At 40.9% G+C, this 21,795-nt stretch carries 19 protein-coding genes and 2 pseudogenes; 14 read left to right on the top strand and 7 right to left on the bottom strand.

All coding sequences use genetic code 11. The features are described from left to right. Nucleotides 1-218 precede the first annotated feature (218 nt). The 3 genes and pseudogenes from GSQ19_RS26825 (at nucleotide 219) to GSQ19_RS26815 (ending at nucleotide 2,186) form a co-directional block, all read left to right on the top strand. A pseudogene (locus GSQ19_RS26825) lies at nucleotides 219-854 on the top strand (IS607 family transposase). Beyond that, nucleotides 796-2,004 carry an RNA-guided endonuclease InsQ/TnpB family protein gene (locus tag GSQ19_RS26820; RefSeq protein WP_041457303.1) on the top strand — a complete coding sequence of 403 codons (1,209 nt, stop codon included), beginning with the start codon at nucleotides 796-798 and terminating at the stop codon, nucleotides 2,002-2,004. Before GSQ19_RS26825 ends, GSQ19_RS26820 begins: the two are co-directional and overlap by 59 nt. 2 nt (nucleotides 2,005-2,006) lie before the next feature. After that, the gene (locus GSQ19_RS26815; protein WP_011316371.1) at nucleotides 2,007-2,186 is read left to right on the top strand and encodes a hypothetical protein; all 180 of its coding nucleotides are present in this window, start codon (nucleotides 2,007-2,009) and stop codon (nucleotides 2,184-2,186) included. A 219-nt stretch (nucleotides 2,187-2,405) separates the two neighbouring features. Here the strand turns inward: GSQ19_RS26815 and GSQ19_RS26810 are convergent. Continuing rightward, nucleotides 2,406-3,200, bottom strand: a pseudogene (locus GSQ19_RS26810) (IS5 family transposase). A 275-nt stretch (nucleotides 3,201-3,475) separates the two neighbouring features. On the opposite strand from GSQ19_RS26810, the gene GSQ19_RS26805 reads away from it, so the two are divergent. The 4 genes from GSQ19_RS26805 (at nucleotide 3,476) to GSQ19_RS26790 (ending at nucleotide 7,238) form a co-directional block, all read left to right on the top strand. Next, nucleotides 3,476-3,628 carry a transposase gene (locus tag GSQ19_RS26805; protein ID WP_011316369.1) on the top strand — a complete coding sequence of 51 codons (153 nt, stop codon included), beginning with the start codon at nucleotides 3,476-3,478 and terminating at the stop codon, nucleotides 3,626-3,628. Continuing rightward, a complete protein-coding gene (locus GSQ19_RS26800) occupies nucleotides 3,625-4,851 on the top strand; it encodes an RNA-guided endonuclease InsQ/TnpB family protein (RefSeq protein ID WP_011316368.1) in 1,227 nt (408 codons plus the stop codon). The genes GSQ19_RS26805 and GSQ19_RS26800 overlap by 4 nt, the downstream gene beginning before the upstream one ends. Nucleotides 4,852-5,031: 180 nt before the next feature. Beyond that, nucleotides 5,032-5,193, top strand: a complete 162-nt coding sequence (locus tag GSQ19_RS26795) for a hypothetical protein (RefSeq protein ID WP_224311721.1) — start codon at nucleotides 5,032-5,034, stop codon at nucleotides 5,191-5,193. A gap of 155 nt (nucleotides 5,194-5,348) precedes the next feature. Then, nucleotides 5,349-7,238, top strand: a complete 1,890-nt coding sequence (locus GSQ19_RS26790; RefSeq protein ID WP_011316366.1) for a DEAD/DEAH box helicase — start codon at nucleotides 5,349-5,351, stop codon at nucleotides 7,236-7,238. 39 nt (nucleotides 7,239-7,277) lie between these two features. Here the strand turns inward: GSQ19_RS26790 and GSQ19_RS26785 are convergent, their stop codons facing one another. Next, nucleotides 7,278-8,174 (bottom strand): LysR family transcriptional regulator, encoded by an 897-nt coding sequence (locus tag GSQ19_RS26785; protein WP_011316365.1) that lies wholly within the window; start codon nucleotides 8,172-8,174, stop codon nucleotides 7,278-7,280. Nucleotides 8,175-8,594: 420 nt separating this feature from the next. On the opposite strand from GSQ19_RS26785, the gene GSQ19_RS26780 reads away from it, so the two are divergent. From GSQ19_RS26780 to GSQ19_RS26770, 3 genes are all read left to right on the top strand, one after another. Next, nucleotides 8,595-11,312 carry a TnsA endonuclease N-terminal domain-containing protein gene (locus GSQ19_RS26780; protein WP_011316364.1) on the top strand — a complete coding sequence of 906 codons (2,718 nt, stop codon included), beginning with the start codon at nucleotides 8,595-8,597 and terminating at the stop codon, nucleotides 11,310-11,312. Then, a complete protein-coding gene (locus GSQ19_RS26775; RefSeq protein ID WP_011316363.1) occupies nucleotides 11,312-12,790 on the top strand; it encodes an ATP-binding protein in 1,479 nt (492 codons plus the stop codon). The genes GSQ19_RS26780 and GSQ19_RS26775 overlap by 1 nt, the downstream gene beginning before the upstream one ends. 90 nt (nucleotides 12,791-12,880) lie before the next feature. Beyond that, on the top strand, nucleotides 12,881-13,297 hold the full coding sequence (locus GSQ19_RS26770; protein WP_011316362.1) for a hypothetical protein: 417 nt from the start codon (nucleotides 12,881-12,883) through the stop codon (nucleotides 13,295-13,297). Nucleotides 13,298-13,436: 139 nt separating this feature from the next. Here the strand turns inward: GSQ19_RS26770 and GSQ19_RS26765 are convergent, their stop codons facing one another. Both GSQ19_RS26765 and GSQ19_RS30130 read right to left on the bottom strand, forming a co-directional pair. After that, a complete protein-coding gene (locus tag GSQ19_RS26765; RefSeq protein WP_041456053.1) occupies nucleotides 13,437-13,805 on the bottom strand; it encodes a hypothetical protein in 369 nt (122 codons plus the stop codon). Nucleotides 13,806-13,830: 25 nt separating this feature from the next. After that, nucleotides 13,831-14,466 carry a hypothetical protein gene (locus GSQ19_RS30130; protein WP_011316360.1) on the bottom strand — a complete coding sequence of 212 codons (636 nt, stop codon included), beginning with the start codon at nucleotides 14,464-14,466 and terminating at the stop codon, nucleotides 13,831-13,833. Nucleotides 14,467-14,779: 313 nt separating this feature from the next. On the opposite strand from GSQ19_RS30130, the gene ilvD reads away from it, so the two are divergent. Continuing rightward, nucleotides 14,780-16,468 carry a dihydroxy-acid dehydratase gene (gene ilvD, locus GSQ19_RS26755; protein ID WP_011316359.1) on the top strand — a complete coding sequence of 563 codons (1,689 nt, stop codon included), beginning with the start codon at nucleotides 14,780-14,782 and terminating at the stop codon, nucleotides 16,466-16,468. A gap of 166 nt (nucleotides 16,469-16,634) precedes the next feature. Beyond that, nucleotides 16,635-17,084: a VOC family protein gene (locus GSQ19_RS26750; protein ID WP_011316358.1), complete on the top strand. Its 450-nt coding sequence runs from the start codon at nucleotides 16,635-16,637 to the stop codon at nucleotides 17,082-17,084. Between the two features lie 144 nt (nucleotides 17,085-17,228). On the opposite strand, the gene GSQ19_RS26745 is transcribed toward GSQ19_RS26750, so the two are convergent. Together GSQ19_RS26745 and GSQ19_RS26740 are read right to left on the bottom strand one after the other, a co-directional pair. Further along, the gene (locus GSQ19_RS26745) at nucleotides 17,229-17,756 is read right to left on the bottom strand and encodes a GNAT family N-acetyltransferase (protein ID WP_011316357.1); all 528 of its coding nucleotides are present in this window, start codon (nucleotides 17,754-17,756) and stop codon (nucleotides 17,229-17,231) included. Between the two features lie 401 nt (nucleotides 17,757-18,157). After that, complete coding sequence (locus tag GSQ19_RS26740) at nucleotides 18,158-18,349, bottom strand: hypothetical protein (RefSeq protein ID WP_011316356.1); 192 nt, start codon at nucleotides 18,347-18,349, stop codon at nucleotides 18,158-18,160. 386 nt (nucleotides 18,350-18,735) lie between these two features. On the opposite strand from GSQ19_RS26740, the gene GSQ19_RS26735 reads away from it, so the two are divergent. Then, nucleotides 18,736-19,161, top strand: coding sequence for a GFA family protein (locus GSQ19_RS26735; RefSeq protein WP_041457333.1), 426 nt, complete (start codon nucleotides 18,736-18,738; stop codon nucleotides 19,159-19,161). 283 nt (nucleotides 19,162-19,444) lie between these two features. Beyond that, nucleotides 19,445-20,728, top strand: a complete 1,284-nt coding sequence (iscB, locus tag GSQ19_RS26730; RefSeq protein WP_011316354.1) for an RNA-guided endonuclease IscB — start codon at nucleotides 19,445-19,447, stop codon at nucleotides 20,726-20,728. A gap of 77 nt (nucleotides 20,729-20,805) precedes the next feature. Here iscB and GSQ19_RS26725 read toward each other — a convergent pair whose 3' ends face one another. Further along, on the bottom strand, nucleotides 20,806-21,795 hold the full coding sequence (locus GSQ19_RS26725) for a hypothetical protein (RefSeq protein WP_011316353.1): 990 nt from the start codon (nucleotides 21,793-21,795) through the stop codon (nucleotides 20,806-20,808).

Raw genomic sequence — 21,795 nt, 5'->3', positions numbered from 1 at the left:
GGAGCAAGACCCACAGATTTTTGAACAGTTGATGGCTACGGCTTCCGATTGATTGCTGTGGATGGGGAAATTGCTTGGATTTGGCAAGAAAATAATCATTGAGCCACTCCACGAAATAAAAGTGCATGAAGTTGATCTCTAGTTAACGATTAACTGTACTTAACTAAACATTGCTGGACATTTCATGCTAGTATAAATGTATTAATACAAAAGTAGTAATGACTTACTATGTCCCAGCCAGAAAGCCACAATCAGTGTTTAGAGTAACACTTAAAACACTGCGGCGAGGGGAAGAATCAGGAAAGATTAAGACAATCAGAACCCCAAACGGACAGAGGAGATATGACATTGATTCCGTCCTACCAACTCAAAGAACAGACAAAGCAATCATCCTCTAGGGCAGGGTTTCTCGCCACACTCAACAGTCTGACCTGGAAAGACAAATACAGTTTCTTGTCGCTCGTTACCCCAGTAGTGAAGTCATCCAAGAAGTCGGAAGCGGACTCAACTTCCGAAGAAAAAAGTTACTTGCCATACTGGAACGAGTTCTCGCAGGCGATGTCAGAATGGTTGTGGTCTGCCATAAAGACAGATTATGCAGATTTGGATTTAAACTCATCCAATGGTTGTGCGAAAAATGCAATTGTGAACTCGTGGTTCTCAACCAAGCTCAGTTATCTCCAGAGCGAGAAATGGTTGAGGATATTCTGGCAATCATCCATGTCTTCAGTTGCCGACTGTACGGACTCAGAAAATACAAACAGGAAATCCGTAAAGGTTTGCACGCAATACCGGATGATATTAACACTAGAACAAGAGCAATTGTTAATGAAGTGGGTAAGGCTGAATCGTAAAACCTACAACATGGCAATAGCCTACCTCAATCAAAAGCAGGGATTTGACAGAACAGGGATTGGAGGCACAGGAAAACAAGCATTCAAGACCTTTTTTAAAGCCCACATCCGACCAGACTGGTTAAAAAATGAGCTACCCGCAGCGATTTTGGATCAAGCTGTTATGGAGGCATACTCAGCGTGGAGTACGACACAGCGCCATCCCAAAACTATTAGTAAGGGTAAAGACAAAAAGCCACATCCACAAGCTGGGTTGAAGATTGCCAAGTTTCGCTCTATTCGTGACTCATCGCAGACATTACAGTTTAAGATTGCATCTGATTTAAACAAAGGTCGATTGCTACCGCAGTACTGGGGTGAGCTACCAGCGTTTGAGTGTGTTGATAATGGTGTCAGGTTTTGCCCAATCTCTAATCCTTATACTCCAGAAGTCACATATAAACATAGTCGATTCTACATTTCATTACCAGAGGATGTAGAAGTCGTTGACAATAACAAAGATGCGTTCATTGCTTTTGACCCTGGTGTGCGGACATTCCTCACAGGTTTTGATGGTCAGAAGATGATTGAGTTTGGCAATGGTGACATTCATCGAATTGTCAGATTATGTCAATGGTTAGATAAACTCCGTTCATTCAGGGATTTATCTAAAGGTTTCAAGAACCGTCATCTGCGCTATCGGCTATCCCAAAAGATGAAGCGGGTAACAAGACGGATTCGCAATCTTGTGGATGAAATGCACCGCCAAGTTGCATCTTGGGTGGCCAAGAACTACAGGGTGATTGCCTTACCAACTTACGAAACATCTCAAATGGTTTGTCGCGCCGTGCGTAAAATCAAAAGCAAAACGGCGCGGTCAATGTTGAGCTTTGCTCCATATCGCTTCAGTCAAGTGTTAGAGCATCAATGTGCCAGAAATGGCTCGGTTTTGATCCGGCACACTGAAGAATTCACCAGTAAGACTTGTTCTCGTTGTGGGCATATCCACTATTCATTAGGCGGACAAAAAATCTTTAAATGTTCCAATTGCGGCAATCATCTACCGCGAGATTGGAATGGAGCCTTGGGGAATTTCCTCAAGGCGTTGTGGGATACCACCTTGCTGAACTCAGCAAGCTTTGATTGCGTTCAGATGACAGTCTTTGTCTAGCAATGTCCAATCTTGAAGTATCAGTTCAGCAATCAGTTTACATCTATGCCCGCCACGAGCCAGTTGTTTTTGAAGGACTGAAGGCGGCAGTTGAAGAGTTCTTTGCTCACCCGAACCCAACTGCGGCACTACGGCAGGCTGGCGCTTTCGCTCGTCAAAAGCGAATGAAACTGGTCAAATAGTGAAAAGCAACCGCACAAGAATCGGCGATCGCCCCAGAAGGAAAACTAGGTTTTTACATATTTCACCCAGTGCCAGCAAAATCCCGCATCAATCTTACCTTTCGTCCACACGTTGGATGTAAAAGGTAAGACCCAAAAATCCTAAAACAAGGTTTACTGCATCAGCCTAATGATAGTTTTTTATCAAGTTGTATGAGAGACTATTTATAAAGTAAATCTTTAGGATACAAGACGACGTAGCATAATCCTAGTCATAACAGCATATATGGCTGCTTCGCTCATCTCTGAAAGACGCTCATAATCCTTACTGAGACGATGGTACTGGTTGAACCAACCAAATGTTCTTTCGACTACCCAACGTTTAGGTAAAACCTGAAATTCTTTTTCGGTACGTCTTATGACTTCAACATGAGCTTGGATCATCAGCCAAACCGAAAGAGCTTTCTTTATCACCGTCATAACCGGAATCAACCCATAAAACTTCCACTTTTTCCAGTAATTCCGGGCGTTCCTCTAATAGTTCCATGAGTGCATAGGCAGCCAGTAATCGTTCCGGGGCATTCGCTTCACTCACAACGACTTTTAACAAAAGTCCCAAGCTATCAACCAAAGTCTGCCGCTTTCTTCCTTTTACCTTTTTACATCCATCAAAACCATACACATCCCCTTTTTTTGATCAGTCTTGACCGACTGACTATCTGCGGCTATCGCGCTAGGTTGTGTTGATTTACCTAATTTTGTGCGAACTTGACCACGCAATGTATGGTTTAATTTTTCCCAAACCCCCTGACGCTGCCATTTGCGGTAGTAGTGGTATACAGTCGAGCTTGGTGGAAAGTCCCCTGGAAGCATATTCCATTGACACCCAGTTTTCAAGTGATAGTAGATGGCATTGCATATTTCACGCATATCTGTTGTACGTGGATGCCCTCCTTCTTTAGCTGCTGGAATCAAGGGAGCCAGGATTTCCCACTCCATATCAGTTAAGTCTGTAGGGTAAGACTTTCGCGCCATAACTAACTATGTAAATACACTGTGTATGAAGTATTTTATCCTCGCCATAAATCTTTTCTTCTCGCTTTTAGATTTACTTTATAAATAACCTCTGAGGGTTAATTGCTTGGTTACGTAGACACTGTAATTTCTCAAACCTTTATCTCATAATGCTTTCTGGCTTTAACACCCTAATTGATGAGAATACTTGCCGATGGTTAGATTGTTTAAATCTGCACTACAGGTTATATTAACTCGAACTATTAGTACATGAGTACTGTTAAAGACTAGAGATTGTGAATGATGCTGACAACGGAAAAGATGAGCTAATGCAGGATTTAGTTTCTGTAATTACCTCATTTGTGCAACGCATTTATGGATTGCGAAGAGCAAAGCGTAAAATGGAGAAAATCATAGCAGAACTGCATCGCAATGGAGCAGAAGAATGAGATTAGTAGAGCGTCATATTGTCAAAACAAATCATCAATTTTACAAAGAAATAGATGATTTAGCATGGCGTTCTAAGAATCTGTATAACTACGTCAACTATTTAGTTCGGCAATCATTCATTTTTGACGGTAAGTATCTCAATAATGCAGCCATATTCCATCTAGTAAAACACCATGAATCATACACGGCTTTGCCAAGAAAGGTAAGCAATCAAGTATTGATGGTGTTGCACCGGAATTGGAAATCATTTTTTGAGACACACAAAGCTTACAAGCAAAACCCGTCAAAGTTCAAAGGTTGTCCGAAATTGCCCAAGTACAAAAATAAAGAAAAGGGGCGAAATATCGTAATTTACGAACTTGGTGCAATTTCAAAACCGTTACTAAAACAAGGAGTAATCAAATTATCTCAAACTGAAATCCAATTTCTTACAAAAGCCAGCAACATTCAGCAAGTGCGCCTAATTCCCCAGTGCGGACAGTATGTAGTTGAAGTGGTGTATTTGCAAGACGCAACGCCACAACAATTAAATCCTGATTGGGTAGCTGGTATTGATATCGGATTAGATAATTTAGCGGCGTTAACTTCAAACAAGCCCGGATTCAAACCAGTTCTTGTTAACGGACGACCACTAAAAGCTATCAACCAACAATACAACAAAGCTAAAGCTCGTCTGCAATCTCAACTCAAGGGTAACGCTAAAACATCACGCCGGATTCAAGCATTAACTTGCAAGCGTAACAACCGGATTGATAATTATCTGCACAATGCCAGCCGATGGATTATTAATCACTTAGCTAGTGCGGGTATTGGTACATTGGTGATTGGTAAAAATGACCAATGGAAACAAGAAATTAATCTGGGTACAACAACTAATCAGAACTTCGTGAGTATTCCTCATGCGCGGTTTATTGAGCAGTTAAAATACAAAGCTGAATTAGTTGCTATGACCGTTTTGATTAACGAAGAAAGCTATACATCGGCTTCATCATTCTTGGACTTAGATCCAATCCCAGTTTATCAAGAAGGCGTGAAACATAGTTTTAGTGGCAAGAGAATCAAAAGGGCTTGGTACCAATGTGCTAATGGAAGATTTATCCATGCAGATATTAACGCTAGTCTGAATATAACAAGAAAGGTAGTCCCTGCGGCTTTTAGCTTAGGGATAGCGGGTATTGCAGTTTGCCCTTCTCGGATTACTCCGGGTAAAGTAGCGATTTAGGATATTTGTCCATAAATCTACTAACTGTCAGTCACTAATAATATAGATATACAAACTCAAGTTGCTGACACAACATCAGTATCCAAACTCCCCATTAATGATAATTGCAGGGGTATGGACGGGCAAGACAACCTCACTGATTCATGGTGGGGGCAGGTCAAATCTTACGCAACGCTTGCGATGTCACGGGTAACGCATGGGGTTGATGCAGTCAAACAGTTCCTCTCCACCCTCAATAGTGACGAGCGCTGGGGCGTAATGATGGCGATTGATGAGCAAGAGCCGCAGGTGTTTGAACAGTTGGTGGAGGCGGTTCCCGATTGGGTGACGTGGATGGGGTGAGGTTTGGGTTTGGGGCGATGTATGCGGCAACGTCAAGCTACAGAATCGCTTTTAGCTATTAATTAATTGTTAAAATATATTGAAAGCAGCCCTCAACATAAAATCACTAAAAAGACTCTAATTTTTTCTAGAACAAGGAGCAACAATTACTCTTCATGTTCAACCTGCGTGATTACCAACAAGATTTAGTTTCAAAAACTTTTGCTGCGTGGTCTAGTGGAATTAGAAAGGTATTATTACAACTTAGTACAGGTGGTGGCAAGACAGTCATTTTTGCGGAGATCGCATCTAAGATGACAGCCCAAGGTGAAGGTGTATTAGTAGTGGCTCACAGAGAGGAGTTAATTCTCCAAGCAGCAGAAAAACTGACAGCCGTGACTAAATTGCAGCCAGGAATCATCAAAGCTGGTTACAAATCTACTGACTCGCCCCTTCAGATAGCAAGTATCCAAACTCTGGCTCGTCGTCAAACTTATCCATCTGCACAACTAGTCATTATTGATGAAGCTCATCATTCTTCAGCTAACAGTTACCGTAAATTACTAGACGCTTACCCCCATGCACTAGTTTTAGGGTTGACAGCCACACCAAGAAGAGAAGACGGATATGGATTGCGAGATATTTTTGACCAGTTGATTTGCTCAATTTCCACTAAGGAATTAATTGCCTTGGGATATTTAACAGATTACAAATTGATTGCTGGTTTTAAATATTCTCGACACAAAGTTCCTCAAAAACGTGACTTTACTAGAAAAGAATTGGAGGAAGTTGCTTCTGACTACAAACCATCTGAAGTATTAAAGCAGTGGCAGAATTTTTGTGCTGGTAAAAAGACAGTAATTTTTGCTGTTAACGTTATCCACTCCAAACAAATTGCCGCAGCATTTTGCGCTGATGGCATCACCTGCGAACATCTTGATGGCGAAACGCCAAATGATGAGCGTCAAGCTATTTTAGACCGATTTCGTAGTGGACAAACACAGGTAATTAGCAATTGTGCAATTTTAACTGAGGGCTTTGATTGCCCAGACTCTAGTGCTGCCGTCATTGCTCGACCGACTAGCAGTGTTACCTTGTGGTTACAAATGATTGGTAGAGTATTACGTCCTGCACCGGGAAAAGATTATGCCACTATCTTGGACATGACTGATAACTGGTTTCGGCTAGGTCGTCCCTGCGACAATCGAAAATGGAGCCTTGAGCCAGTTTCTTGCGACCCAGATACTCAAGGAAGCAGGTGTTGCCCTCACTGCCACCATGTGTTCAAACCAATGCCTAGTCTGATTCGCACCAAAGATTGCTTTAGTTACGAAAAAGCCGAATTTGTCATTCAATATGAGGTAGATTGCCCCAATTGTGGCAAATCTTTTAGATGGGTATTAGAAGAATCTTCTACTACAGAAAATTCTGGCGTGCCGATGATTATTTCTGAATCTGATATCCAGTTTAAAGAAGTACCACCCGAAGTTCGTCCATCTTTACTTACACCAATTATTGAAGCTAAAAAGCGCAAGTTTAGAAACCAAGAAAAGAAATTAGTGTTTTATGGTTTTACAGTTAGAGATTGGTTTTTAAACTGCCCAGAACTAACTCTTAGTGAGCTAAATTATGCTGTTGAGCTACTTGATTGCCCAGAGCAAACATTTGAATTAAGTATAGAATCTTTAGTTTACCGTGTTCGCTACGCCAAAGAATGGACAGACATCACCAAAATTATGTCTGAGCGTCCAGAGAGCATAAAAAAATTTATTTGGAGTAGATTATCCAATTACGAAAAAAATAAGTTTAAAAAGATGAAGGCAGATTATGAAAATCTGATTAATGAACTTCAGGACTGGTTAACCGAAGAAAATCTAACATTAGTCGCGGATTATTTGTCAGATTGCCAAGACATCAGCATGATTTCTTCTTTGTGTGAAATTTATCATAAATTAGTTATTAAAGCAGCCATTGACCGTGTATCTCAAGATAAACGCGACCAAATCAGTCAGTGGGTTGCACAATTAGAGAGGCGAACAGAATTTAAAGACTTATATTTCCACTGATATCAAAGGACATTTTGTTGTTTAACAAAATGTAGGGGTTCATCTAATTAATTCAACACAGACACTTCTGACAATTTGTAGAAACTCTCGTAAAACAGGTGTCATATCCTCTTGTCGCCACACTACAGCCGTTTCTACTAATGGTGTTTTTTCATCTAAAGTGCGATAAACTACACCAGCCCTTTGAAGATTTTGCAAAGAAGATGGTACGATCGCAATCCCCATTCCCCCTGACACTAGCCCGATAATTGTCTGCATTTGGATTGCTTCTATCGTCACTTTTGGGCTGAAATTTCCCTGCTGGCAGAGACTCAGGATTTGATCGTAAAGTCCAGGGCCCAAATAGCGGGGGAACATAATAAAATTTTCGTCTTTTAGCTCGCGCACGGAAATATTTTCTTGTCTAGCTAAGAAATGAGTTACGAGCATTGCTACAATTAGTCCTTCTTGATGAATACATTCTTGATTGAAAGTGTTGTCTTCTAAAGGTGGATGGGCAAAACCTACATGGATGCGGCGATCAAATAGCGCTTGTTCTTGCTGAGTTGTCGTTAATTCCTGCAACACTAACTCCACCTCTAGAAACTGCTCTCGAAATTGCCGCAAAATCACAGGCAGCAAATCGTAAGTTACCAAACTGGTGAAACCTACTCGTAGTTGTCCCTTCTCACCCCTACCTGTCCGTTGAGTCAGATCAATTGCCTTGGACAGTTGAGCGAACAATTGATAAGCTTCTTGCAAAAATACTTGTCCGGCTTCCGTTAGCTGCACCTGTCGTTTAGTTTTGCGTTGAAAAAGTTCTACCCCTAGCTCTGCTTCTAGCTGCTGAATTTGCTGGCTTAAGGGTGGTTGAGCGATGTGAAGTCGCTCTGCGGCTTTACTAAAGTGTAGTTCCTCAGCTACAGCAATGAAGTAGCGCAGGTGTCGTAGTTCCATAGTTTTGATATTTTATAAGTCTCAAATATTCATAAATATATATTGGACATATCAAAATTTGCTACATATCATACTCATACACGCAAGTGTCCTTTGAATCATAATATGAGAAAAATTTTGAACCATAAATCGAGAAAGAGTTAACGCAATTTTGGGCTTTCTCACCAATCACAACATCAAACTTTGAATCAAATTATGAGATAGAGTTAAAATTCTGAAGCATAATTAAAGAGTGAGTTGAAAAAACACAAAGAGACAAAACTTGGACAAAAAATCTCAGAAAAAATTGCTCTAACTTAAACTTTCAATTCAAAATATGGTTCAAAATTCCAAGATATACTTCACTTAAAACTATGACTCTGTAGTTTTTTCTGGCGGACTGAAAGCCTGAAACAGCCTCCTGGCAAGGAGAAAAACCTCATGACAGACGACGAATTTGATTATTGGTGTAAGCAACAGCAACTAACGGCATCCTGCAAAGACTTAATCGCCGCAATTCGCGCTGCGCCACCTTCTCGCAGAGTACAAGGACGCGCCAAGAACGTTAGTGGAGTTTACCCTAGCCGTAAAATGGGTCAAACCATTCAATTTGAGAGCCACACAGTAGAACTGTGGGCGATTTATCAAATGGAACATGACCCCCAGGTGTTAGAGTACTATGATCAACCACCGCCATTTAAAATTCAGTACCAAAACCAAAACGGGCGAAAAATAGGTCATTATCATACCCCAGACTTCTTCGTACTGCGTTCAAGTGGTGCAGCCTGGGAAGAATGGAAAACCGAAACCGAATTAAAACGACTAGCCCAAAAATACCCTTCACGCTACCAAAAAACCGAAACTGGTCATTGGCATTGCCCACCAGGAGAAGCTTATGCCGCATCATTTGGACTCAAATACCATGTTCGTACCGATACCGAACTAAATCCCATATTCACTCAAAACCTAATGTTTTTAGAAGATTACTTTAGGTTCAGTGCCAATATCCCCCACTCCATTACAGAACAAATCTCTTCAGCAGTTCAAGCCACTCCAGGAACAACCATAGCCACTACACTTGCAACCATACCTGGAGTGCGTGCCAACGATATCTACGCCATGATTGCCACAGAGCAACTCTACGTAGACTTGTATGCAGTTCCCCTAGTGGAGCATTGGCGAGTTCAATTATGGGCAGACCAACAAACTCATACTGCTCATACACATTTAGCCATAGGGACAACTGGGCATCATCAACAAATCATCTCGCCCACAACACTTTTGCCCAATACCTTATTAGTCTGGGACGCACAACTTTGGACTTTAGTTAACTTGGGCGAGAAGACAACCACACTTTTACCTGAAGTCGGGCAACCAATGCAACTGCCCACAGCATTTTTTCTGCAATTATTTGATAGCGGCACTATCAAAATTCATACTTCAGAAACACACACAACCATCAATGAAAAAGTGCGTGAATTGATGGATGCCGCCTCGCCTACGGATCTAGAAAGAGCTAATCACAGATTTCATCTAGTACAAGCATATTTCCAGCACCGCACAGACATATATAAGGACATACCTCAAAGCACCTTGTCTCGATGGGTCAAACAGTTTCGGGAAGCAGAAGCCACTTTTGGTTGCGGTTATGTTGGTTTGCTCCCACGTACCGCTAGTAGAGGAAATCGCCTACCCAAAGCACCAACAGATGCAAGCAAATTATTAGATCAATTTATTACCGAACACTTTGAGACACCAAGACAAGCCCCAGCCGCTTCCGTTTATCGCGCCTATACAAGAGCCTGCTGTGCTGCCAACATCCCACCACTGAGTCAGCGCACATTTTATACTCGCCTAAAAAAGCGTCCCATCCATGAGCAGACTTTAAAACGTCAGGGGGCAAAAGCCGCATACGCAACAGAACCGATTGTTTTAGAACTAGCTAAAACTACACCCAGGCATGGAGACAGACCCTTTGCTATCTGCCATCTTGACCACACCCAACTCGATATCGAATTACGTTCCCAAGTAACTGGTCGGAACTTAGGACGACCTTGGCTGACATTACTGATTGATGCCTACTCCCGACGCATCTTAGCAGTTTATCTTACCTTTGACCCACCTTCTTACAGGTCTTGCATGATGGCACTACGGTTGTGTGTCCAGCGTGAGGGTCGTTTTCCCCAATCCGTAGTTGTAGATGGCGGCAAGGAATTTCATAGCGTTTACTTTGATACCTTATTAGCACGTTACCACTGCATTAAAAAGACAAGACCCGGTGGTAAACCTCGTTTTGGCTCAGTAGTTGAGAGATTATTCGGCACAACCAATACTGAATTTATCTTTAACTTACTGGGCAACACCCAAGCCAGTAAGCAGCCGCGTCAACTTACTTCCTCTGTTGACCCCAAACAACTTGCCGTTTGGACATTGGCAGATTTATATACCTACCTGTGTGAGTGGGCATACACCATTTATGACACGAGCATACATGATTCCTTGGGTGAGACACCATTACAAGTTTATACCGACGCTATTGCTGCCACTGGGGAGAGGGAACACCGACGCATTGCATACAACGAAGACTTCCTCATGGCAACACGCCCTAGTACACCCAAAGGCAACGCTAAAGTCCAGCCTGGACAGGGAATAAAAGTCAATTATCTTTATTACTGGAACGATGCTTTCCGCAATCCGGTTGTCGAAAAGACCAAAGTCAGTGTGCGCTATGACCCTTTTGATATGGGTGTAGCTTATGCGTACTTAGAGGGAAGATGGGTCAAATGTATCTCCCAGTATTACAGCACCTTTGCCGGACGCACGGAGAAAGAAGTGCTATTAGCTGCCCAAGAAATTAGACAACAAGATAAGCGTAATGCTGTGAGTACAAATATCTCTGCCAAACGCCTTGCCGACTTCATCGCGGCGGTGCAAGAACATGAAACCTTGCTCATGCAACGGTTACGGGATTTGGAAGCGGTTGGGGTACTAGAGAATGTAACACCCAATACTGAAGGTGTATCCCAGTTCCCAAGAGTCAGCACTCTTGAGCCGACTATGGAAGCACACAGTCAAAATGACGAACAATTGCCACCACTGCAAAACAACGTTGAACTGTTGGATCTCACACAACTGCCGATACTAGGGGAATACCGTTAATGGACAAATTTTTAACCGACAATCTTAACGGCGAAATACAGTCGAAACTTACTCAGTTTAAGGAGTATGCAGTTTTACATCCCCAGTTAGCACGGGTAGATATGTTGTTGATGCGTGCGATTCGAGAACCCGCCGGATTTGCTCATGTGTTGGTTTATGGGCCAAGCGGTGTGGGCAAGACAACGATGATTCGGCAGATTGCTAAACGGTTAAATGAAAATGTAGCCGAACAGTTACCGGGTATATCCAATTCCTTAAGCTATCGTAACGGCTCTGGGCCCCCAATGCCGTTATTGCTGTTAGAAACACGACCACCGGATGGTGGAGTATTTAATCGGGCAGATTATTACCGCACTGCACTGAAACTTTTGGGAGAACCATTCTATGAGCGGCGGATGCTGATAGATATTGACGCGGAACAAACTTGGGAGAAGAAAGGGCGTGGGCGGACTAAAACAGCCCAGTTTAATGATTCGCCTGAACTGCGTCACGCATTAGAAGAAGCGATGACCAAACGTGGAGTGCGGGCGGTGATTTTGGATGAAGCACAGCACTTAATGAAGATTGGGACTGGCGCAAGTGCTGGTAAGCTTTTAGACCAGTTGGACTGGATTAAGTCCATGACCAATGTTACGGGAGTGCTACACATTCTGATTGGGACTTACGAACTGCTCAATTTCCGCAATTTAAGTGGTCAAGCATCCCGGCGGGGACTGGATATCCATTTTCCACGTTATTTGTATCAGAATGAACAAGACCGTCAGGATTTTCAAGCCGCATTATTGGCACTCCTAATGCAAGTACCTATGAATGTTGATGTCAAGGAGTTGATGCAGCATTGGCTTTACTTTTATGAGCGTTCCATTGGTTGTGTTGGGGTACTCAAGGACTGGCTTATCCGGGCTGTGGCAGCAGCGTTGCATGATGGTCACGATACTCTGAGTTTAGAACGACTGCATGAACATACGCTCACACTAGCCCAATGTGAACGTATGGCTTTGGATACCACTGAGGGTGAACAAAAACTCTCTTACATGGAAAGTCGCCGTGAACATTTGTGGCATTTGCTACAGATAGGTATGGGTTCGACCTCTGTACCAAAAGCTGCTGTGGATTTATCTAAGGGGGATAATGATGTAGTTGCATCGCCCCCAAAATCTGACAAACCAACGTCAAGAGCGAAACGAACTCGTAAAAAGCCTGTCAGGAATAGCGATGATGAAGCGACTTTTACAACACCAGATGAAACGTCTATAGAGCCAGCACCAAAGAAAAAACAAACTCGTAAGAAAACAAAACTTGCTGATTCTTCAATTAGTGAAGCACCACTAAAGACAAATATTATCGGCACTCCCACATTAGAAGAGAAGACACTAGATGAAAAAGCAACTCAACAGGAAATGCCTAAAACCCCTCAAAAGTCTTCCCGACGTGTTGGGCAACGCAAACCAAAACGAGATACTGTAGGACTTGAGTGAACATCAAAAAACTTAGTAGTAAACAGTTTTTATTCAAGGCATTAGTTTTTCAATAATCTTCGCATTAATCTTCAAGGGAATTATTAATTAATGAGTTTATCTACTTTACCTATAGAATTTGAATTAGCAGCCGCCAAAATCTTATCTACTCATTATCTACACTCTCGCTTTAAATTGACAGCAGAAATTGAAAAAGGACTTTTAATAGTTAATTTTCAAGGCTATTTTACCGAAACTTTTGATCCAAAAAACCGTCCTTATGCTAATCCTATTAGTGAATTTTATCGAAATAATAAGGTTGATTTTCGGCTATTTTGGGGGAGTGAACATCTAGCATTATCGGGCTGGTGGAGAAATGCTATTCTATCACTTGAGTATAATCCAATACGGCAAGAATGGTTGAACGAAGACGGTGAACAAATTTCTCGTCCCTATCCAGATGGTGATAAGTTCGAGGCAATCGCTGCTTCTTTATATCCTATTTTACAACGGTATTTTCCAATTTGAAGATTACGTCTAAAAAGGAAAGTAGAGTTAAAATGTTACTTACTAAAGTTTATTAAAAAATCTTTCATATTTAGCAATATTTTATTGAATAAAACAACTAAACTCAGTCAAAAATTAATACCAATTTGATTTGAAAAAATTATTCACTAATTGTTGGTAGAGACAGACTTCCGTAAGCATTAGGCGAATCAAAATGAACAGCAGCACCACCTTGGGGAAAGTGTTTCCGAGCTAAATAATAGCGGATTACTTGATGAATATCGTAAGCGTGACGAGCTACTTCTGGGATATTTTCATCTCTGATTCCAGAGTTTGATTGTTTTGATGTAACTTTGATAATAGACTTGAGTGATTTTAAGGTATCAACTAATTCTTGATATTGCTCATCTGGCAACTCAGAAAATAACAAAGCTACTTCTTCAAGTTGTCCCATGTAAATTCGAGATAGAAGTTCGCAAGCTTTTGAAATTATGTTTAATTGTTCATCATTAAGTTCTAGATTTACCATGTTTGTCCCTTTTGTTGAACACCTACTACTGCTCAAACCAGTTGAAGTTAGAACTTGCCCCGTGTTTTCGTCGGTCAGCCTCAGCACACGCTTTGCTATAAACCTCATCCCAACCACGAAGAAAATCTTTTTCATAAGATTCTAAATCCCCATACGGTACAGCCATTTCTCGTTCTAAAGCTTGTAATAATTCTTCAAAGGTCTGAAAATACCCAGGTTCGATTGAGATTGCTTCAAAGAAACTCAACCAATTATTTTTAAATTCTTGACGCAATAGTTGCAATGCTTCAACATTCATCTTCTCCAAAGATGGAGTCAGTGGCAATCTCGCCATTTTTAACTCTTGAATAAATGCCTCAATATGCTGTTTTGCTTTTTTGTATTCAGGTGCTTGCTCCTCTAGCTGCAACGATGCCAAGTAGCGAACGCAAACTTGTTGATAATTCTCAACGGTCGGTACAACTGGTGATAACGCAGCTTCCACTCGTTCTATTAGTTCAGTTGCTCCATTGCTGTCTGGGTTTGTATTGCCAAAAAATTTTTGACGGTAAACGGCACTAAGCCTTTCTACAACAGGTTTGATCCCAAGAGCAATCCTGACGTGGGTAGTTTCGTAGGGGGCTTTGTGGCCTCGCCCACCTTTGGCTATTGGGTCAGTCATAAACTTGTTAACAGCTTACACTCGCTAAAATATAAACTTGTTAACATCTTTTGGGATCAACCTGTTAACAATTTTTAATTTTCCCTGGATTTGAAACTAAACCGTTTAGTTTGTCACTAGTATCAGCCTACGCTATATCTACCCGTATTTACAAGCGTACCTGCGGAATATGGGATATTACGCCAAAGAAGTTGTTTTTCTACTTTGAAACTGATTTTTGAAGTATAAAATGGTTAATGCTTTTTGAAGCATATCATAAGCTAAAAGTTTATTTTATGATTCAAATCACAGCAAGTCAGAGGATGATGTAACGATGTCGGAGAATTTAAGAAGCCAAATTGTGACCCAAGGGGTGCAGCGATCGCCTAATCGAGCTATGCTGCGTGCAGTTGGTTTTAAAGATGAAGATTTTAATAAAGCCATTGTGGGTATAGCCAATGGTTACAGCACTATCACGCCCTGCAATATGGGGATAAATCAACTGGCGCTCAGAGCAGAAGTTGGCATAAAGTCTGCCGGAGCAATGCCACAAATGTTTGGCACAATTACCATCAGCGACGGCATTTCGATGGGAACTGAAGGGATGAAATATTCCCTAGTGTCGCGGGAAGTCATTGCTGATTCCATTGAAACCGCCTGTACTGGACAAAGTATGGATGGTGTACTAGCCATTGGCGGTTGTGATAAAAATATGCCAGGAGCAATGCTAGCGATCGCGCGGATGAATATCCCTGCAATATTCGTTTACGGTGGCACAATTAAACCTGGTCACTATAACGGACGCGATTTAACTGTTGTCAGTTCTTTTGAAGCTGTTGGTCAATACAGTGCTGGAAAAATTGACGACAAGGAATTATTAGAAGTCGAAAGTCATGCTTGTCCTGGTGCAGGTTCCTGCGGGGGAATGTTCACGGCTAACACCATGTCGGGAGCATTTGAAGCACTGGGGATGAGTTTACCTTATTCTTCGACAATGGCAGCCGAAGATGCCGAAAAAGCCGACAGCACGGAAAAATCAGCATTTGTATTAGTCGAAGCCATTCGTAAACAAATCTTACCCAGCCAAATTATCACCTGCAAATCTATAGAGAATGCCATCTCTGTGATTATGGCGGTGGGTGGTTCGACCAATGCAGTGTTGCATTTTTTAGCGATCGCCCACGCTGCTAATGTAGAGTTAACTCTGGATGACTTTGAAACTATCCGCGCTCGTGTTCCCGTTTTGTGTGATTTAAAACCTAGTGGTAAGTATGTCGCTACCGATTTGCACGAAGCTGGTGGCATTCCCCAAGTCATGAAGATGCTACTCGTGCATGACTTGTTACATGGTGATTGCCTGACCATCACTGGTCAAACAATTGCAGAGATATTAGCAGACATACCCGAAGAACCATCTGTTAATCAAGATGTAATTCGGACTTGGAATAACCCGATGTATCCCCAAGGACACTTAGCCATCCTCAGAGGTAATCTGGCAACAGAAGGTGCTGTCGCTAAAATTACTGGCGTGAAAAAACCAGTAATTACCGGAACTGCAAGGGTGTTTGAGTCGGAAGAAGCTTCTTTAGATGCAATTTTGGCGGGGAAAATTCAAGCTGGTGATATTTTGGTTATCCGCTACGAAGGGCCCAAGGGTGGCCCTGGAATGCGAGAAATGTTGGCTCCCACTTCGGCAATTATTGGTGCTGGCTTGGGTGATGCGGTGGGATTAATTACCGATGGGCGCTTTTCTGGCGGTACTTACGGTATGGTAGTTGGTCATGTTGCTCCAGAAGCAGCCGTGGGTGGTGCAATCGCTCTTGTAGAAGAAGGCGATAGTATTACCATTGATGCACCTGCACGTCTCTTGCAGTTGAACATATCTGATCATGAATTAGCTCGTCGTCATGCTAATTGGCAACCTCCTGTACCACGTTACACTAAAGGCGTGTTGGCGAAATATGCCAAATTGGTATCTTCTAGCAGTCTTGGGGCTGTGACAGATTTGGATTTGTTTAATTGATATATAGGAGACATCCCCAGAAATTAGGTTTTCACCAAGACAAGATAAAGGTTTCAGCTTCTTTTTCGGAGATGTCTAGGGTAATTGATACAGAGTTTTAAGATTGCAGAAAATGTAGTTAGCCTGAAATACAATACATTTGTACTATTTTATCTCTGCAACAATTATGGCAGTTAAACCTATTCCATCCGGTTATCATACTGTTACACCGTATCTTTTTGTCGAAGGCGCAGCAACCTTAATCGAGTTTCTCAAACAGGGTTTTGCAGCCAAGGAAATTCGTCGTACTTTACATCCAGAAGGCAGCATCATGAATGCTGAAGTCAAAATTGGCGACTCAGTAATAATGGTGAGTGAAGCAAGGTGTGAATTTAAGCCAATGCCAAGCTCCATTTACCTCTATGTGGAGAATACTGACACAACTTATGACAATGCTCTCAAAGCGGGTGCTATCTCAATGATGCAGCCAAATGATGAATTTTGGGGTGATCGCCATGCGGCTGTGAAAGACCCAAACGGAAATTATTGGTGGATTGCGACTCATCAAGAGGATGTTTCATCCGAAGAGATTGAACAACGAATTAAAGTCTTGTTTGGCAGCAAAGAAGAAGTCTAATTCAGCATCCCAACCATAATTTTTGACATCATCCCCTCGCTACACCCGCAAGGGTTAGCGGGGAAGTATTTACTGGGCTTGGAGAGATACGATAATTTTAACAATTCTAAAAGTATTTTTTGCGTATTTAGCCGGAGATGCCGTTTATTTATAAATCCTGTATTCAACCTCATCAAGAAGATTACCGCTCTTGTTAATCTGTTGAAACTCCCGAACTACTTTGCCGCCAATACTTTCTGCTATTTTCCGACTGGGGATATTTCTTTTATCAACAGAGTAGGAAAGATAATTGTATTCCAAATTTTTATCTACCCAGTTTTTTAGTATATCAATTGCCTCTCTACCAAAACCATGACTATGAGCGGATTTCTTAAGCCAAATTCCTAACTCCGGTGTATGAGTATCTATAGCACCAACCTCGCAAATTCCTAAAAATTCTAAATTATCTTTCTTAAGAATTACTAATACTAGGTCAGTGTGATTTTCTCGTTGTATAATCATATCTCTGATTATCTTTTCAGTTTCACTAAGACTAGATGCTGGCTTTGGATACATAAAGGTGGTAATTTCCCTGGTAAATTCTCGAAATACATTTTCTGTATATTCCCAGGAAATCACTTGTAGAATCAGTCTTTTAGACTCTAAACTTACTTGTTCTAAATTACTTGCCATTGGTATTGTGTTGACAATCTTAACGAAATATCATCAATGAATTTTGTGCTTACATTACATTCGACTCTGGATAAATTTGAGGCACAATTATTTTTATCTATCCAGAGTGATGAAAGAACGTTAAGCTACTTCCAATTCCAGCCAGAATGGTTTGGAGCTTACTTTGATTGCCACCTTTTTCCCTGTTTTTTGCTGATTGCGCCACTGCTCGATGGTCTCTTCATTCACAAGCGAAAGTTATACTGCCTAGTTGCTTGAGGGCAGCATCATAAGCGTTCCAATTTTTAACTTTGTACTAGGCTTTCGTCTTCATATGCAGGGCGCTTGCGGCGAGCGAACATCGGCGATAGGTAAAATTTACCATTTTGCTTATTCACGCAACAACGCCCAATATTTCTGAATTAAACATCAATATTTATCTGTTCTATCTGTCTGGCAGCTTTGTCCCAAAGCTTGGCAGAATTTTCATCTTGCCAGTGAGTTCTCAAATTTTCGGCTTTTTTATGACAAATTCGTTCTAACATCTCTAAAACTGCTGCCAATGTTAATTGGTCAACAACTGACTCTAAATAATCCATGTATTGTTTGGTCATAGTCACCTTCTTTAATTACTTGTAATTACGCCCATCAATTGGATGTTTGAATTGTTGATTCTGCTATTTTATTTTTACATTAGCTTAACCAAAAGATTTGTACATTCCTGCTTTGAAATTCTTTATACACAGAGCTTAGAGTTTTGAAATCATTGGCTCCTTTATTGTTAAATCCTTAGTCTCAACGCCACTTGCTACAAGGGAGGAAACCTCCACAACGCAGTGGCTCAATAAGATTGCGAGCCAGAATTTTCCATTCCATATCATTCAAACACTGTGAAGTGAACTATGGCGATCATAAGAAGGCGATCACCATAGTTCACTTAACTTAACAAGGCACTTGCTACAATCGAATAATGATGATTCAAGCTATAGGGGCAAAGAATATGTCTAATGTTGTCAAAGGTAGTTGTCTATGTAAAGCGGTAAACATATCCACAACAAATATGAGTAATATCGTGGGAGCTTGTCATGGTGGTATGTGTAGAAAGTGGGGTGGAGGAGCAATGTTCGCCATTGAGTGTGGCAGTAATGTTAGTTTTGAGGGTACAGAAAATATCGGCGTTTATCAATCTTCCGAATGGGCGGAACGTGGATTCTGTCAGAAGTGTGGCAGCCATCTATTTTACAGATTGAAACAAAATAATCAATACTTCATACCTGCTGGACTCTTCGATAACACAGAAGGTCTAATTTTTGAACATCAGGTTTTTATCGACGAAAAGCCCGAATATTACTCTTTTGCTAATGAAACTAGGAACCTGACAGGAGCAGAGTTGTTTGCACAGTTTACACCGACATCAGAAAATTAAGACTCTTCGATTACTTTTATAGTGCGAAGTTCATCCAGGTAAACAACCCACCACCAATTATTGCTAAGAGCAATATGGTGGGGGCTTTTAAAGCCCAAAGTTTACCCGACTAAGTGTTAAATCACTACGATTTTTAGGTCATCCTACCTGCAAATGCGTAGCCAGTTTGTAGCTCTAGGGTCAACAGTTAAACAGGTCTAATGGGTTAAGCCAGTGCTGTTGACATAAAAAGCCTTTAAATCATTGTCCAGGCTAACATTACCCAAGAAATTGGAGGCGCATTATGTGCAAAGTGTTTGTAATTAATAAGGAAAAAAGACCATTAAATCCAATTCATCCAGCACAGGCAAGACAATTATTAAGGAGTGGAAAAGCAGCAGTATTTAAACGGTTTCCATTCACAATTATTGTGAAAGAGTCAAATGTTAACACTAATGTATCTCCGCTCAGGTTAAAGCTAGACCCTGGAGCTAAAACCACAGGTATAGCAATCATAAACGACGCTAATGATGAGGTGGTATTTGCTGCCGAATTAAAGCATAGAGGCTTTGCTATTCGGGATGCAATAACATCTAGAAGGCAATTACGTAGGAGTAGAAGGAATAGAAAAACTAGATATCGTCAACCTAGATTTCTCAATAGAACTAAGCCCGAAGGATGGTTAGCACCAAGCTTACAAAGTAGGGTTGAGAATATCAAAACTTGGGTTAGTAAATTACGAAAAGTTGCACCGATTACAGCCATTAGTCAGGAATTAGTAAAGTTTGACATGCAGCTAATTCGCCGTCCTGATATTCAAGGGAAAGAATACCAACAGGGTACGTTAGCTGGCTTTGAAACTCGTCAGTACCTACTTGAAAAATGGAATAGAGAATGTGCTTACTGTGGAATTAAAGATGTTCCACTACAAATTGAACACATCCACCCCAAAAGTAAGGGCGGGTCAAACTCAATTACAAACCTTACCCTAAGTTGTGAGAAATGTAACCTGAGAAAAGGTAATCAAGATATCAGAGATTACCTTGAAAAAGATAAACCTCGATTAGAGAAAATCTTGGCATTAACTAAAAAGCCATTAGCAGATGCAGCCGCAGTTAATGCAACTCGATTTGCATTATTATATGCTTTAAAATCTACTGGCTTACCAATAGAAACTGGTTCTGGCGGACTAACTAAATTCAATAGAACTCAACAGGCATTAAATAAATCCCACTGGCTGGACGCTTGTTGCGTTGGTGCATCAACACCAATACTTAAAATCAAAGGTATCAAACCATTATTAATTACCGCTAATGGTCATGGTACAAGACAATCATGTCGTACCGATAAATATGGGTTACCTGTTCGCCATTGCTCTAGAACTAAATTCCATTTTGGATTTCAGACTGGAGATATTGTTAAAGCCGTTGTTACTAAAGGTAAAAAAGTTGGTACTTATGTTGGTAGAATTGCTACTCGTGCCACAGGTAGTTTTAATATATCAACTGCAAAAGGACTAATCCAAGGTATCTCTCATAAATACTGTAAAACTATTCATAAAAAGGATGGTTACGCTTATGGCATATAGGGTATTTGTGAATTGCACGGGCTGCCCATTCACTGTTTTTGCTAACACAAAAATGGGTTCATGGGACGTTTCTCAATTCACCTCCCATTCCTTTCACCGCTTTCCTTGCCAGGATAAGCGGTGAAAGGAATGGGAGGTTTTGATGATTTTTTCAACCATTCCAATGCTTCGTTATAAAATTTAAACTGGCGTTCACTGGCGCGAAACTCTTTAGTATGAACCATTCTTCTTCCCTGAACCCAGTGCGTACCATGATATTTATGTAACAATTCGTGATATAAGATAAATTCAACTACAAACTCAGGTATTTTAGTATCATCAAGAGTCAAGCTGATCACTACCCTATCTCTAGCTGACTCATAATGTCCTAATTTACGGTAAGTATTAATTCGACTCCATGCTAGACGTGGTTTAGCAAGACTGGCAGAAAAATATTCATAATTGACTTTATCAAATAACTCATCAAGATTATAAGACTTACCTTGTGGATTTTCCGCCATTACATCAGCAATTAAATCAAGCTCTAATAAAACATTAGTGTATTCTTCTGTACTAGCAAATGAGCGAATAAGTTGGGTATTATTTTTACTCTTACCAAGAAGAGTAGATTCTACTAACGCTTGCAATACTTCATTTGGTGCATTTATAAAGCCTTCACTAATCATGATACTAGCTGCACTAGTAGACATTTTACTTTTATATAGCCCGGATAAATTAGTTAGTGCAATCGTTAATTGCCGTGGTTCTTGATCATGTATACTCAAAATATGTTTAGCGGTTTCTAACAGATAACCAGTATTTTTCAGATGCAGTTGTAGATAATGTTTATCTGTCAAAAACTTTATCCACGAGTATATTTTACGAGAGTGATAAGTCAGAGATGCTGGCGTTGCTTTTTGTTGAGCAAATATTTTTTCAATTACTAGTGCTTTTGTGATTAGAGTTTGATGTAGTGGTTGTATTTGTTTTAAACCAAAATTAGAATCTGATGCTAAATATAAAATCTCTTGTAGTATTGCATTTTGTTGTATTTTGATGTTTTTAAGAGAAATACATTCAATATTCAT

The organism is Trichormus variabilis 0441, assembly GCF_009856605.1.
Classification (GTDB): domain Bacteria; phylum Cyanobacteriota; class Cyanobacteriia; order Cyanobacteriales; family Nostocaceae; genus Trichormus; species Trichormus variabilis.
This window is presented reverse-complemented; position numbering and strand designations above follow the sequence as displayed.